The organism is Parabacteroides sp. B2-S-102 (genome assembly GCF_023656665.1).
GTDB classification, from domain to species: domain Bacteria; phylum Bacteroidota; class Bacteroidia; order Bacteroidales; family Tannerellaceae; genus Parabacteroides; species Parabacteroides distasonis.
On sequence record NZ_JAMOKM010000005.1, the window covers coordinates 121,460 to 136,565 of the forward strand.

Here is a 15,106-nt window from a genome sequence, read left to right on the forward strand (position 1 = left end):
ATGAAACCAACGCATAAACAAATAAAGAGTATGATAAGATTCCTGTTGTTTCTGGGGATCTTGTTGTTTTTGTTCAATCAGATCACTCCCTATCTCTATCGATTATTGCCTAACGACTACGTACGAACACGACTTATATGGAGTACGTTAAATAATCCGGAAGAGCGTCCGGATCTTGTCATTTTAGGTAATAGCCGCGGTATGAGTGGTGTGAACGGATACAAGTTAGAAGCAGAGTTACGAGGAAATCCCTGTGTATATAATCTTACCTCTACCGGTCAGAGATTGAGTGAGAGTGCCTTGTATTATTCCTATTTACCATCTTCTGTTCAAGTAGTTGTACAGTGTGTGGATTTAGATCAATTACGTGGCCCGATCGAATTGGATGATCCCAACCGGGTAGCTCTACATATGTATGGATATAAAATGGATGGTTTTACCTGTGAATTACTTCCTGCTTTAGAAAAAACTTTAAGTGAACCGAATTTATACTATAATTATGTGGCTCGAAATTGTTTATTCTCCGGCTTGACTACTTATCTGCGTAATAAGTTGGATGATGATGTTATCCCCGGAATTATAACCTCTGATTTACGTTATCCAAACTCTACGATGTCTGATAGAAATGAATCTGTCTATAAACGGAAAGTAGAAGAACAGAATGAAGAAAATAAATTCGAGGCATATCAAATCACTCCTGAATGGAAAAGGTTAATAGAGCGTTCTTCCGTTTATTTTAGGGATAGGGGTATTATTTATTGTCTGGTTGTCATGCCGTATAACCCGGATATAACAGCTTTTACAGTAGCGGAGAAACAACGAGCTTTGCGAATGTTTACTCAAATGTTTGATTCTATCCTTATCGTCGACTGTATGGATCTATTGGATACGTCGGATTTTTATGACGCTATCCATCCGAACCGGAAAGGAGCGGAGAAGATAACAGATCAGATCATCCGGTCATTGCGTTCTTCTAGGCTTTCTTTTTAGGATGATATAAACAAGGTTTCTCTATGTATTTCCAGGATAACATACCCAATCCGGTGCTAAGGATAGTGGTAAGAGCCAATGTCAATATAAAGCTATATTGATCAAGTCCGTAATGAATGAATATCTGGATGATCGGGAAATGAATCAAGAAGATACCATACGAGAAATTTCCCATCCGATTGAATACATGTAACCACTTGAATCCATAAGCTACCGTGATAATGATAGAGGCTAGAGCGATAGGCTCGAAAATACTCAGCAACAGATACTCTCTACCCAATAAAAGAAATAGGCTGACAGGGAACAAATATCTCATATATTTTCGAAAAATAGGGAAATAGGCAAGTATGATAATACCAGAACAAAAGTACATCATTTGTCCGGGGAATTGTCTTTTCATGAATTCATAAATAGGGTTGTGTGTCATATCATCTAAATAATTACACGTTGTCGAGTAGATGAAAGATAAGATATAAATAAGAAGTAGGCATACTAATTTGTTATATCTTTTCAGTAACCAATAGATAATGGGTATGGTGATATATAGCATGAATTCAACCTTGATAGTCCATAAAGACCCATTCATCGCTTGTAAAGGATTGGTATCGAATACGCCGGGTAAATCCGGCGATAAAAAGTTAAATGTAAGTAAATTACAGATAAGATAGGTGTATAAGCTAGAAGAGGTGAGGTATTCCCTGCAGGATAAGGAAGTAAGGAATAATCCGATTAAGGCACATAATAAAATAGTCAAGCTGTAGGCGGGCATAATACGTTGAATACGTTTACGGAAAAAAATCCGGGTATTAGGCGTACGTAAGAAGCTAAACATAACAAGAAATCCACTAATAATAAAGAAACCTTTCACTCGAAATCCTCCGCTAACAAACCAAAAAGGATCAGTATCTGTCAGTGTGCTGAAATGGTTGAACATGACAGAATACGCAAGAAAGAAGCGAATAAAATCAAAATTATTCGCTTCTTTTACTTGATTTATTAATCTGGAGTTGAGTAAAACTTTCTCTGACTGATTCATTGTTCTATTTGACTACAATGATTTTTGTTACAACGCTCTCTGAGGCTTCCTCTGTGGAAGCTAGTACAAGATATACGCCTGTCGCTACACGTGATCCGCTTGCGTTCCGGCAATTCCAGATAGCTTGCCCCCCCAAGGATTTAGTTTGATAAATAATATTTCCGTTTAAATCCGTGATTTTTACATTCGAATTATCCATTAATCCTACAATCGTTACTTTATCCATATGTTCGGGACGTACCGGATTAGGATATGCGTAGATCTCCGAGTAATCAGATTTACCCTCCGAAGCTTCTCCTTGATAGGAATTTAGTCCTTTATCGGTACCGATAAAAACCTCACCGGTCTTATCGTTTATCTCTATATCGTATATGTTATCGGAAAGGAGCGGGCTATTGGTCGTATTAAATTGATAAACGATTGTCTCATTATCATTATCTAGAACATAGACGCCATTTCCTTTGGTTCCAATCCATTTTCGATTACCTGCGTCTACTTTTAGGGTCGTGACAACAACGTTATCTAAGAAATAAGCGAGATTACCAGTTTCCTCATTGGTATATTTTACCCTTGTACAACGTGTAGCGGCTTTATCCTCAGCGGAAGAGATCCTAGGTTTAGTGAAATATACGGCCCCCCGATTCGTACCAACCCAGATATATCCATCCTTATCCTCGGCTACGCATGTATAATTACTAGGAGTCAATTCTTTTCCGTCGGTATCAATAAGTGTAGTAAACTCATACGAGGAAACTTCATCTAAAGACTCGCTATTCGGTATCATTACAAGTTTAGGTGTGTTACGAGGCACATAAATCCATTTGTCGTTCGTGGAGGTTATAAGTATATCGTTTATTGTATAAACTCCTCTAAGTTGCTCGATATCCAAACGATGCCATGCTCCTGCTTTGTCAAGAACAAGTACCGCATGGTTAACTTCTGAGCTTGTCATCCACAAATTTCCATTTTTATCAAAGGCCAGTCCATCTATATAACAATAACCGGACCCATAACCTCCCGCGGTTTCTTTAAAGGCATTCTTTTCATTGTATGACTGGACGGGAGTTCCATTCTTATATTGGATAACGCCATCACCCATGGAAGAGGCGTATACGATCTCATCATTAGAATCGTCGGTCGTTACGGCTATACTTGTATAGTCTCGTGGATTTCTTGGTAAATTGAGTTTCTTTTGGGCTTCTTTAGGATCGATAAAAGACCATTTATCATAATCGTATGTAAGAATATAACCTCCTTTGTCGAAGCGCTTACCATTTAGGAGGTCTTTACCTCCTATGATCATATATACTTTATCATTTTTACAAACAATATCGAATGCGCTATTGCTGTAAGGTCCGTCTAAAATGATAGGTTCATTAAGAGCCTCAAAACTATTTGAGCCTTTCCGTTGGATGGAACGTAGCCCTTTGCTTCCTTCCGCTATCCAATATTTGTCTGTTTGATAGGTACTGATGTCATTGATACTTAAGTTTATTTGGTCAAACTTTTGTGTATCGGATACGATGAAAACCCTTGAGTTATCTATACATGCTAATTTTTCGCCTATTACTTTCATGTATTTTAGGGTTGAGCTATTTATTATTCGGGAAAGCTCTCCATTGTTTTCATAGAAGATACCTTGCTGACTGACCAAGTAGAACAAGGTATTCTTGAATGAAGCGATAGCTGAGATCGTATGACTATCGGAAAGGTTTGATAATCCATAGGGCTTCCAGTTTGCCTTATCCAGTAGGTTCTCTTTTAATGAGGCGTATATAATCCCCGAAGATACTTCTGCTTTATTGGTTGTAGAGGCATATATATTGCCATTCTGTATGGCACACGATGTTATATTTAAGGAAAGCTTGTAGGTATCCTTTATTTCCTTTTTGGCCATATTGACCACGACGATACCAAATGCTGTCGATAAATAGGCATATTCATCATGTACCAATACTGAATTGATTTGTTTGTCTCTTATGGACGTACTGGTCGACAGATAAGGTAGATTTGTCGCCACTCCTCCCTCAAGTATATCTATATTTGAATTATCATAGATAATAAGGAGTGATTTTGTTTGTTTATTATAGCGGATCAAAGAAATCGTATTATCATTTAATCCGTTTCCTTTATAATATTGCTTAATACTATTATCATCTTTTCCATACGTATAAAGAGATCCTTCCGCTACCACAAATACTTGGTCGTTCGATTCCTCTACGCTGTTTGTGTTATTGTAAGAAAGATACGTTTTCCATCCGGTTGTATTAAAATTAGCGGCTAATACAGTGAATGAAAAAAATGAAAATAGAATGATAGTAAGTATATGTCTCATATTAACAATTGTAATCAGATAAAAATGATGTTAACTTCATGACGGCTTTCGCACGATGGCTGATCTGGTTTTTTGTATCGTTACCCATCTCGGCGAAAGTTTGTGTATAGGTATCAGGCATGAATATAGGATCGTATCCAAATCCGCTATCTCCGCGTTTTTCGGTAGTGATAGAGCCATTCACGATACCGTCGAAGGTATATTCTTTTCCGTCAAGGACTAGAGCTATGACCGTGCGGAAACGTGCTTTTCTGTTTTCTTTATGATTCATTTCGGACAACAGCTTGTTCATATTAGCTTCCGAGTCGTGCCCTGTTCCTGCGTAACGAGCCGAATAGACTCCCGGAGCATTATTCAATACCTCGACTTCTAATCCCGTGTCGTCAGCGAAACAATCATATCCGAATTTCTCCTTGATATAGCGGGCTTTTAGCAAAGCATTTCCCTCTAAGGTATCTGCCGTCTCGGGGATATCGTCATGGCAATCTATATCGGATAAACTTATGATTTCCGCGTATCCGGCGGTTATCTTGCGGACCTCGTCCAGTTTGTGTTGATTATTTGTCGCGAATACAAGTTTCATATTTCGTAATCTATTAAATAAGAAAGCATTTCTATACGGTAGATATATAACGTATGGAAATGCTTTAAATTGTTTGTATATTCTTTTTTAAGTCTTTATCTGATCGAACCCCTCACCATATACCCCTCGGACAATGCTTTGGGAGATGAACGCTTGGTGGTCTATCCGTTTCACGATCCGGAAGATGGAGACGGATTCGGATTTCTTGGCGAGTAGTACGACTACCTTGACGGGTTTGCGGGAATAACCGCCCTCGCCGTCCAGTATCGTACAGCCACGGCCTAAGTCATGGATGATGCGATCCGCTATCTCGTCGTACTTCTGGGAGAAGATGAGGAATTGTACGGATTGGCGGTTACCGTTCAATACCATGTCGAGAACGTAATTGCTTATGACCATCTCCACGAAACCGAAAACGATCTTGTCCACGTTATGGAACAGGAAGAAAGAGGAACTGATGATGAAGAAATCGCAAAACAGAAGGATACGTCCGATCGATATATTCTTATATTTATTGATTACCGCACCGATAATATCCGTACCTCCGGTACTACCGTTCGCCGAGAATACCAATCCTAGTCCGGCACCACACATAAACGCTCCGATTATGATAGCCATAAACGGCTGGTCGTGCAGTATAGGTTGTCCTTTCAGCAGCCACTCGAAGAGAGAGAGAGAAGCCGAGAGTGAGAAAACTCCGAAAATAGTTTTTATCAAGAATTTTAGACCAAGGATCTTTAAGGCTACCACCAACAAGGCTACGTTGATGACAAAATAAGATACGGATACCGGGATCAATCCATTGGAGGCAAAGAAGATCAACGCGCAGATACCACTTACCCCACCTGTCACGATCTCGTTGGAAAGGATAAAGGCGTTGAATCCGAATCCGTATAATAAAGTTCCGAACAGGATCATTAGATAATCCTGTACGGAAAAATAGATTTTTGTGAGTTTTAAGTTCATCCCACTACGATATTAACGATTTTGCCGGGAACGACAATAACCTTCTTAACGGCCTTGCCTTCCATCCACTTCGCTGAGTTCTCATGGCTCAAGGCCGCCTTCTCAGCGTCTTCACGGGAGATATCTGCCGGAAGTTCGAGGTTGAAACGGGCTTTACCATTGAATGAGATGACGTAGGTAACTGATTTTTCTACCAGATACTCTTCGTTATGTTCCGGCCACTGGGCATCGCAGATGGTCGTATCATGTCCTAATTGATGCCATAGCTCTTCCGTGATGTGGGGAGCGAACGGAGCCAATAAGGTGATCAGTGGCTCCAAGATGGCGCGCTTGCTGCATTTTAAGCTCGTTAACTCGTTCACGCAAATCATGAAGGCGCTAATGGACGTGTTGTATGAGAAATGCTCGATGTCGAACGTTACTTTCTTGATCAGCTTATGCAAGGATTTCAATTCGTCGGCCGTAGGCTCGGCATCGGTAACTTGTAGGGTATCCGTATTGCCGAAGAACAAGCCCCAAAGCTTCTTTAAGAAACGGTGTACGCCGTCGATACCGTTCGTATCCCAAGGCTTGGATTGCTCCAGCGGGCCTAGGAACATCTCGTACAAACGTAGGGTATCGGCACCATATTTCTCAACGATCATATCCGGGTTCACTACGTTGAACATGGATTTGGACATCTTCTCGACTGCCCATCCGCAGATATATTTACCATCTTCCAATACGAACTCCGCGTCGTTGTATTCCGGACGCCAGTTCTTGAAAGCCTCTATATCCAACAGATCGTTAGATACGATATTTACGTCTACATGGATAGGGGTGACCTCGTATTGGTCTTTCAAGTTCAAGGAAACGAATTTATTGGTTCCGTTGATGCGGTACACGAAGTTCGAGCGTCCTTGGATCATACCTTGGTTGATCAATTTCTTGAACGGCTCTTCCTCGCAAACGATACCCAAGTCGAACAAGAACTTATTCCAGAAACGGCTGTAAATCAAGTGGCCGGTAGCGTGTTCCGTACCACCGATATATAAATCCACGTTTCTCCAATATTCATCCACGTCTTTAGCTACCAAGGCTTTATCATTACGCGGGTCCATATAGCGCAAATAATAAGCGGAAGAACCGGCGAAGCCCGGCATCGTACAAAGCTCCAGCGGGAAGATCGTCTGGTTATCGATCTTCGATACCTCGGTGACTTTTTGGTTTACCGTGTCCCAAGCCCATTTAACGGCGTGTCCTAATGGAGGCTCGCCCGTCTCGGTAGGCAAGAATTTATCTACTTCCGGCAGCAACAAGGGCAGACATTCTTCCGGCAACATTTGAGGCATACCATCGGCGTCGTAATATACCGGGAACGGTTCGCCCCAATAACGCTGGCGGCTGAAAATAGCGTCGCGCAAGCGGTAGTTTATCTTCACACGTCCCAAATCGTGATCTTTTACGTATTTCTTGGTAGCGGCTATCGCTTCCTTGATCGTCAGTCCGTTCAAGGAAAGATCGCAATAAGGAGTAACGCCGGCTCTCGGAGAATTGCATACGATACCTTCCTTGGCATCGAAACTTTCCTCGCTTACGTCGCAACCTTCCACCAAGGGGCGGATTTCCAGTCCGAAATGCTTCGCGAAAGCGTAGTCGCGGCTATCGTGCGCCGGAACCGCCATAATTGCTCCCGTACCGTAGCCGGCCAATACATAGTCGCTGATCCAGATGGGAACTGCCTCGCCCGTAAACGGGTTAATAGCGTAGGAACCACTGAATACACCGGTTACCTGACGGTCGGCGATGCGCTCGCGCTCGGTACGTTTCTTGGTACGATCTAGGTAAGCGTCTACTTCCGCTTTTTGGTCTGCCGTAGTTAATTGTTGAACCAATTCGCTTTCCGGAGCTAATACCATGAAGGTAACACCAAACATCGTATCGGCACGGGTCGTAAAGATCGTGAATTCCCTGTCGCTGTCTTTTACCTTGAAGCGAACCTCGGCACCTTCGCTGCGTCCGATCCAGTTCTTTTGGGTCTCTTTCAAGGAATCCGTCCAGTCGATCGTATCCAATCCGTCCAACAGGCGTTGCGCGTAAGCGGATACACGTAAGCACCATTGGCGCATGATCTTTTGTTCCACCGGATAGCCTCCACGCTCGGAAACACCGTTCACGACCTCATCGTTCGCTAATACGGTACCCAAGGCGGCACACCAGTTTACCATGGTCTCTCCACGATAAGCGATCCGGTAGTTGAGTAATATCTCTTGTTTTTCTTTATCGCTCTTGGCTTTCCATTCCTCGGCGGTGAAACTAAGTTCCTCTCCGCAAGCTACGTTCAGACCTTCCGTACCACTGGTCTCGAAAGCCTGTATCAACTCGCTGATCGGGCGGGCTTGCTTCTCGTCGTTGCAGTAGTAGCTGTTGAACATCCGGATGAAGGCCCATTGCGTCCATTTGTAATATTCGGGATCACAGGTACGGATCTCACGGCTCCAATCGTAGCAGAAACCGATCTTTTCCAATTGCTCCCGATAACGGGCTATATTATTCTTTGTCGTGATCTCCGGATGTTGGCCGGTCTGGATGGCGTATTGCTCCGCGGGCAATCCGTAAGCGTCGTAACCCATCGGGTGCAATACGTTAAAACCTTGCAAACGTTTGAAACGCGAATAAATATCAGAAGCTATATAACCGAGCGGGTGGCCAACGTGCAATCCCGCACCGGAAGGATAGGGGAACATGTCCAATACATAGTATTTAGGCTTATTCGTGTCCTTTTCGACTTTATAAACCTTTTCGGCAATCCAGTAGTCGTGCCACTTCTTCTCAATCTCTCTGAAATTGTACTCCATGATCGTTTATCGTTTTTGTATCGTTTTCTATTTAAGGCCACAAAGTTAGTGAATTTATTTATTTTATATGAGTTATTTACATGAACTGTTTATTTCACGTAACCAATCCGGGGGCGAGATTGATTCTCGGTTCTTTTCGCTTGTAACTCAGCGAGTGACAGATTGATTAGCTCAAGTTGCGTACGGGTATCTTCGTTGATGTCGTTGTAATCGGCAAATGCTTCTTCGATATACGCTTTGAGTTCCTTTACTTCTTGTTGGAGTTCAAGCAAAGGGGAGGAAGAACTTATTATTTGTCGTATACCGACGAAAGCACGCATGATAGAGATATTGACTTTAATGGCTGTATCGGATCTGAGTACAGAAGAAAGCATTGCTATACCTTGCTCCGTGAAAGCGAATGGAGCATATTGGTTACCTCCTTTCTTTGAGATGCCAATTTGGCATACCATATTGTTTTTCAAGTTGTTAAATTCTTGAATTGTTAATGTGAACATAAAATCATCAGGAAAGCGTTCTATGTTTCGTCTGACCGCACGTTTCAATTGGGCGGTTTCCGTTCCATACATTTCCGCCAGATCAAAATCCAGCATGACTTTTTGCCCTCTGATCTCATAAATCTTGTTTTGTATCGCTTGTAATTCCATAGTATAAGAACTTATTAGTTTACTTTATTTGATATAACCAATTTTAGGCTTTTTAGCATTGTTCTTTTTCTTTGTAGCCAGTTCGGAAAGAGCTATGTAAATATTATCCAAAGACTTTTGGGTGTCTTCACTGAGATCATTGATAGCGCAAAGGGTTTCCTCATTAGCCATTTCAAGAGATTTGATACGTTCTTGTAGTTCTTTAATTTCGATGGAACTAGTGATAGTTTGTAAGGTATAATTCCGGATAGCGACAAAGGCTCTCATAATGTTTCTGTTGATTTCTATGGCAGTTTTAGAATTTAGCACACTACTAAGCATAGCCACCCCTAATTCCGTGAAAGCAAAAGGCTTATATTTGAAATTACTACCTCTTCCTTTGTTCAAGATACCAAATTGGCATCTTGAAAGTTCCTCCTTGGTTAACTCAAACATGAAATCATCTCCTTCAAAGCGTTCTATATTACGTCTGACCGCACGTTTCAATTGGGCAGTTTCCGTTCCATACATTTCCGCCAGATCAAAATCCAGCATGACTTTTTGCCCTCTGATCTCATAAATCTTGTTTTGTATCGCTTGTAATTCCATAGTATAAGAACTTATTAGTTTACTTTATTTGATATAACCAATTTTAGGCCTTTTAGCATTGTTCTTTTTCTTTGTAGCCAGTTCGGAAAGAGCTATGTAAATATCATCCAAAGACTTTTGGGTGTCTTCACTGAGATCATTGATAGCGCAAAGGGTTTCCTCATTAGCCATTTCAAGAGATTTGATACGTTCTTGTAGCTCTTTAATTTCGATGGAACTAGTGGTAGCTTGTAAGGTATAATTCCGGATAGCGACAAAGGCTCTCATAATGTTTCTGTTGATTTCGATCGCAATGTCTGAGTTCAGCACACTACTTAGCATTGCGACTCCTAGTTCCGTGAAAGCGAATGGCATATATTTAAAGTTATTACCTCTACCTTTATTCAAGGTCACAAATTGTGATCTTGAAAGTTCCTCCTTGGTCAATTCAAACATAAAATCATTTCCCTCGAATCGTTTAGGATTACGCCTGACTGCCTGTTTAAGTACCCTTGTCTCTATTCCATACATTTCCGCCAGATCAAAATCCAGCATGACTTTTTGCCCTCTGATCTCGTGAATCTTGTTTTGTATCGTTTGTAATTCCATAGTAAAGATTTTAGTTTAATATTATGTTCGCAAAGGTTTGTAAAATAATTGAGATAAGCAATAAGCTAGTTGGATATTAATGATTGGTTGCATTTGTAAGTTGTACAATGAGTTATTGCTGATCCGGCTTATTGTCTATTTTTTATGTGTTCTTATTTTCCTTATAAGATTTCCGGGAAAAACACGTACGTGATTTATGAAAAACACGTACGACTTTTCGGAAAAACATGTACGTGTTTTCCGGAAAACATGATGATGTTTTTATATCACTGATATTCATGTATATATAACTTGATACCTTTGCATGGACTTATTGTGTGTTTTTTCTTCTTGTATTTGTTATTTTGTTGTTCTATCGTTTGTTTATGAATTAAAAATATTTAATTTTGCTTATCTATAATAAAGGATGAAGTCATTTATATATATACTATTAACTTCCTTGACTTTCCTTGTGGTAGGATGCCAAAATGAATCTGAGGAAATCCGTTTGATCAATCAGGCGGAACGCCTGTTTGATGCCTATCCGGATAGCGTAATCACTACATTGGATTCCATTCCGCTCCCGGAAGAGATGAGTCCCCGTCTGATAGCCCGTTGGTGTATGTTGTACGCACGTGCCGCCGATAAAATAGAGGACGAAATGCCTTATACGAACCAGCTTGAGATCGCCTTGAAATACTATCAAAAGAAAAAGATGCGGGAAGAGGAGGCTGAGATCGGCCTTTATCTGGGGCGTTCGTATGTGGAGGATAAGGAGTACGAGAAGGCAATGAGGGCTTACTCCGATGCGCTGGAGGTAGCGTTGGCGATTAAGAACTATAATCGTGCCGGGTATATTTGTAGTTATATGGGGGATTTGTATGAACTGGATGATCGTTATGTGTTAGCTGCAAAAAAATATAAGGAGAGCGGACGGTATTTTCGATTGGCCGGTAATATGAAAAGCTATGTGCGTTCGTTTGTGAATGAGGGAAGGAGTTATATGGATGTTGATTCTAATTATTTAGCTTTAACTATATTGAAGCGAGCAGAAGTGATAATAGATTCCTTGAGAGTAGATGAGGTTAGAAATTATGTATACAATGGTCTAGGTAATATATTTAATGTTTTGGAAAAATATGATTTAGCTGAAAAATATTTATTGAAGAGCATAAAAGAGGATTCGAGTGATACTGCTTCGGATTATTTGACCTTATCAGATCTTGAGCAAAAGCGTGGAAATTTAGAACAAGCGGAAAATTATCTTCAAAAGGCTAATAGTGTATCCATAGATAATGATTTTGTACCGGCTACTATTGCTTATCATTATTATAAAATAAATAAAGAAAGAGATGATTATAAAAGAGCTTTGTCTTTTTATGAAGAATATGTAGCAGCAGAGGATTCCCTTATGAATATAAGTAAATCTGTCGATATATATGATACAGAACAAAAATATGAACATTTGAAATTGCATAATGAAAATATAAGATTACTATTAAAGGGGCAAAGGAATTATACTTTTATATTGATATTGTTATTTTTATGTGCTTTACTCATTATTGTCTATTTAGCTACGATAAGAAGAAAGAATCGTTCACTTTTAAAACAACAAGAAAAAATTAATACTTTGAATCAAAGCATATATCAATTATATGCAGAACTTCGGAGAAAGAGTGATGAACTAATCCAATTGCAAAATACTCAGTATTCTTCGGTGAAAATGCAAGTGGAATATGAAAATGTACAGAAAGAGGTAGATAGCTTGAGATCTCGATTATTCGAATTAAGAGAATCTAAAATTCTCAATAGTAATTTAGCTAAAAAAATAAAGAAAATATCTCAAACTGTGCAGCCTAATCATTCTGAAGCACCCGTTTCCGAAAAAATGTGGATTGATATTGAAGTTTTGATGATGGAAGTTTACCCTAGTGTTATAAAGGTACTGAAGGATGCAGGCTTGTCACCATCGGAGATGCATCTTTGTTTCCTTACATTATTTAAACTTGATTCAACAGCTATATCTATCCTTTTAAATATTATTCCTACTTCCGTCGATCGTACACGTTTGCGAGTACGAAAGAAATTAAATTGGGAAGGTAAACAAGGATTGTATGAATCTCTTGTTAATATTTAGTATGTAATAAACCTTCATTTAAGGGGCTCTACGATTGTTTGTCTATGTATTTGTTTTTATAGTATTTGATTGTCAAGTGTTTACGTTTTTTTCTTTGTCTATGTGGATTACATAATTTAACCCCTTTAGATCATATATAATCTCTAGATTTGCAACCGAAACATAACAAAAAAAGAGAGATTATGAAAAATGTAAAATGGCTACTAACAGTGTTGTTTATTTTTTCAATTTGTATTCCATCTTTTGCAGGTCATGTGCCTTTACATGGTCATCTTAAGAAAAAACAGCGATCTGTAAATTTGGATGTACCTATAAAAGCAGACATAGATGAAACTTCAAAAGTTTTGTCTTTGGAGTTTTTAGAATATATAGGAGAGGTACGAGTATCTGTTGTGGATGCGAATGGAAATATCGTTTATGAGGAGATAGTGGATACACAAGATGTTTCTTCTAGTATTATCTCATTAGATGAATGTACTTCTGGATCTTATGGACTTTATATATCAGATTCAGAAAACTACGCAGAAGGTTTTTTTAATTTATAAATAATTCAAATTTTAGAAGTATGGACAAAAAGACAGTGCTTTTAGCATCTGCATGTACTTTATTGATGATATCATGTAGTAATGATGCGGAATTGATTAATGTTGCTGAAACGACAGGATTACAAACAAAGGCTTTTGTTGGTTAAGCAGATTTCCAAATTGTAGATTATGCGGGAGATAAATGTATTCAGTTCAAGAATGATTCCGTCTTTAATGCGATGCTTTGGGAGATGAATGATATGTCAGAAGAAGAGAGAAATAATATTTTCTCGGGGGCAGGTTTCGTAAGTCAATGGCAACTTATGCAAGAAGCAGATCAAGAACAGGAGCTTATTGTAGACAATTATGAGAAAGATCTTAGCCAACCTTGGCCTGCTCATCAAATCAAAGAATTCAAACAAAAATATGATGATGTTTTCATGTTTGAACCTTATGATTCTACAGATTTTATTGCGCATTATAAATTAAAAGGTTCTACATATAGTTCTTTTGTGAATAGAAGGGGGGTGTTTTTGATAGGAGATAGTGTAGCACATGCTCCTGTATATAAGGCTTTAGAGGAATATTTCGGATCAGGGATATCATTGTATGGTAATAATGAAGCTACAAATGAAAAGAATGATATAAACCTAGCTGAAAGTAAATATCAAATACCAGGTGGTGATTATGTAAAGGTTCGAGCTATTCCAAGATTTATAGAGTTACAAACTATTGAAAATAAAAATTATTTGTCATTGGGCTTTGATTATCTTAGTCAAAAAAAGAAAGTTTTATGGAAAAAACACCGTACAATGATTATACTACGTCTTACAGCTTCAGGGTCAGGAAGTGGTTTTGAAGTATATAATGTTTCAATTAAAAATTATCAGAATAAAAATGGGGTAACAATTCTTTTACATACAGATGTATATAATAAACTTTTAGCTAAGGATCAAGGAGGTATGTTAGGGCATGTTGGTGAAAATCCAAGAAACTCAGTTACAATCGTAACTCCTCCTCGATTTGAGTTTTCTGGACGAATGGAAATTTGGTCAGATGAAATGCCTGAAAGTAATAAAGGGACTGCAAAAATAAGTTTAAAAGAAGACTGGTGATAATTTATGAAAAAAATTTTATTTTTACTGTTATTGGTTTCTACTTCTACTTTCGCCCAAATTGAGCATGGCTTATTAGTAGGTGCCGGTGTTGGATTTCCTTTACAAGATAGTTGGAAACGAACTACTTGGGGTGATGAATCAAATTGGTCTTATCGGCACGATTATAAGTTAAATAGTATGATCGGTTATCGCTTTCGATTCCTTCCGGAACAGAAATTCTTTTATGATTTGGATATTACGATGGGATTTCAGAAGATGGAAACGACGAAGTATTTTCCTTATTATGAAAGTATAGAGGATGGTATATATGTTTCTAAGAAAGCTGATGTTTTCGATGAGTTTGTGATGCCTATCTCCGTAGCCGCTAGTTGGAATTGGCGTTTTACCAAGAAATTCCATTTAGGTGTCGGTATCGCTCCTACGCTTTATGTACAGCCACAAGCCGTGTTTGACCTGTCCGTGATGGCGAAGGTGGGATATCGTTTAAGCAAGCATTGTGAGTTCGGCCTTTCTTATCAGTATGGCTGTTTCAATACCTTGAAGCATTTCAATAACGGACCGGCTAATGGCCGTCGTGGACATCTTTCGGATTTGATGCTCTCTGTATATGTTCCTTTTGTTTTGAAATGATAGAATAATAAAGTATAGAAACACATAATGTTTTATTTGGAACCAAAACAAAGATGAATAACTGCCTATAAGAAAAGAGTACGTGAAAAGAGCCATGTGTAGAGAGATAATTCTATGCATGGCTTTTGCTTGTATAATGTATATAGAT

General features: G+C 39.1%; 14 protein-coding genes. 6 read left to right on the plus strand and 8 right to left on the minus strand.

The annotated features are described in order from the left end of the window. Positions 1-30: 30 nt before the first annotated feature. On the plus strand, positions 31-990 hold the full coding sequence (locus NBH07_RS08845; RefSeq protein WP_224201859.1) for a hypothetical protein: 960 nt from the start codon (positions 31-33) through the stop codon (positions 988-990). Here NBH07_RS08845 and NBH07_RS08850 read toward each other — a convergent pair. The 8 genes from NBH07_RS08850 to NBH07_RS08885 all read right to left on the minus strand — a co-directional run bounded on the left by NBH07_RS08850 (position 974) and on the right by NBH07_RS08885 (position 10,570). After that, positions 974-2,026, minus strand: a complete 1,053-nt coding sequence (locus NBH07_RS08850; RefSeq protein ID WP_009016537.1) for an acyltransferase family protein — start codon at positions 2,024-2,026, stop codon at positions 974-976. The two genes, NBH07_RS08845 and NBH07_RS08850, sit on opposite strands and share 17 nt — an antisense overlap. A gap of 4 nt (positions 2,027-2,030) precedes the next feature. Continuing rightward, positions 2,031-4,361, minus strand: a complete 2,331-nt coding sequence (gene porZ / locus NBH07_RS08855) for a type IX secretion system anionic LPS delivery protein PorZ (RefSeq protein WP_005860382.1) — start codon at positions 4,359-4,361, stop codon at positions 2,031-2,033. A 1-nt stretch (position 4,362) separates the two neighbouring features. Further along, complete coding sequence (locus tag NBH07_RS08860; RefSeq protein ID WP_009016536.1) at positions 4,363-4,944, minus strand: non-canonical purine NTP diphosphatase; 582 nt, start codon at positions 4,942-4,944, stop codon at positions 4,363-4,365. Positions 4,945-5,031: 87 nt separating this feature from the next. Continuing rightward, positions 5,032-5,910, minus strand: a complete 879-nt coding sequence (locus tag NBH07_RS08865; protein WP_005860386.1) for a YitT family protein — start codon at positions 5,908-5,910, stop codon at positions 5,032-5,034. Continuing rightward, positions 5,907-8,747, minus strand: a complete 2,841-nt coding sequence (gene leuS, locus NBH07_RS08870; RefSeq protein ID WP_005860388.1) for a leucine--tRNA ligase — start codon at positions 8,745-8,747, stop codon at positions 5,907-5,909. Before leuS ends, NBH07_RS08865 begins: the two co-directional genes overlap by 4 nt. Before the next feature lie 89 nt (positions 8,748-8,836). After that, entirely contained in the window at positions 8,837-9,394 is a 558-nt protein-coding gene (locus tag NBH07_RS08875) for an ORF6N domain-containing protein (protein WP_008773200.1), read from the minus strand. Between the two features lie 24 nt (positions 9,395-9,418). Continuing rightward, positions 9,419-9,982 carry an ORF6N domain-containing protein gene (locus NBH07_RS08880; protein ID WP_009016535.1) on the minus strand — a complete coding sequence of 188 codons (564 nt, stop codon included), beginning with the start codon at positions 9,980-9,982 and terminating at the stop codon, positions 9,419-9,421. Between the two features lie 24 nt (positions 9,983-10,006). Then, positions 10,007-10,570, minus strand: a complete 564-nt coding sequence (locus NBH07_RS08885) for an ORF6N domain-containing protein (protein ID WP_009016534.1) — start codon at positions 10,568-10,570, stop codon at positions 10,007-10,009. Positions 10,571-10,976: 406 nt separating this feature from the next. Here NBH07_RS08885 and NBH07_RS08890 point away from each other — a divergent pair, with 406 nt between their 5' ends. From NBH07_RS08890 to NBH07_RS08905, 5 genes are all read left to right on the plus strand, one after another. Then, positions 10,977-12,686: a tetratricopeptide repeat protein gene (locus NBH07_RS08890; protein ID WP_005860394.1), complete on the plus strand. Its 1,710-nt coding sequence runs from the start codon at positions 10,977-10,979 to the stop codon at positions 12,684-12,686. A 182-nt stretch (positions 12,687-12,868) separates the two neighbouring features. After that, on the plus strand, positions 12,869-13,231 hold the full coding sequence (locus NBH07_RS08895; RefSeq protein WP_005860396.1) for a DUF3244 domain-containing protein: 363 nt from the start codon (positions 12,869-12,871) through the stop codon (positions 13,229-13,231). Positions 13,232-13,251: 20 nt separating this feature from the next. Continuing rightward, positions 13,252-13,377 carry a hypothetical protein gene (locus tag NBH07_RS22465; RefSeq protein ID WP_259021370.1) on the plus strand — a complete coding sequence of 42 codons (126 nt, stop codon included), beginning with the start codon at positions 13,252-13,254 and terminating at the stop codon, positions 13,375-13,377. Positions 13,378-13,389: 12 nt separating this feature from the next. Continuing rightward, complete coding sequence (locus tag NBH07_RS08900; RefSeq protein ID WP_259021457.1) at positions 13,390-14,325, plus strand: DUF4848 domain-containing protein; 936 nt, start codon at positions 13,390-13,392, stop codon at positions 14,323-14,325. 6 nt (positions 14,326-14,331) lie between these two features. Then, complete coding sequence (locus NBH07_RS08905; RefSeq protein WP_005860400.1) at positions 14,332-14,958, plus strand: hypothetical protein; 627 nt, start codon at positions 14,332-14,334, stop codon at positions 14,956-14,958. Positions 14,959-15,106 lie beyond the last annotated feature (148 nt).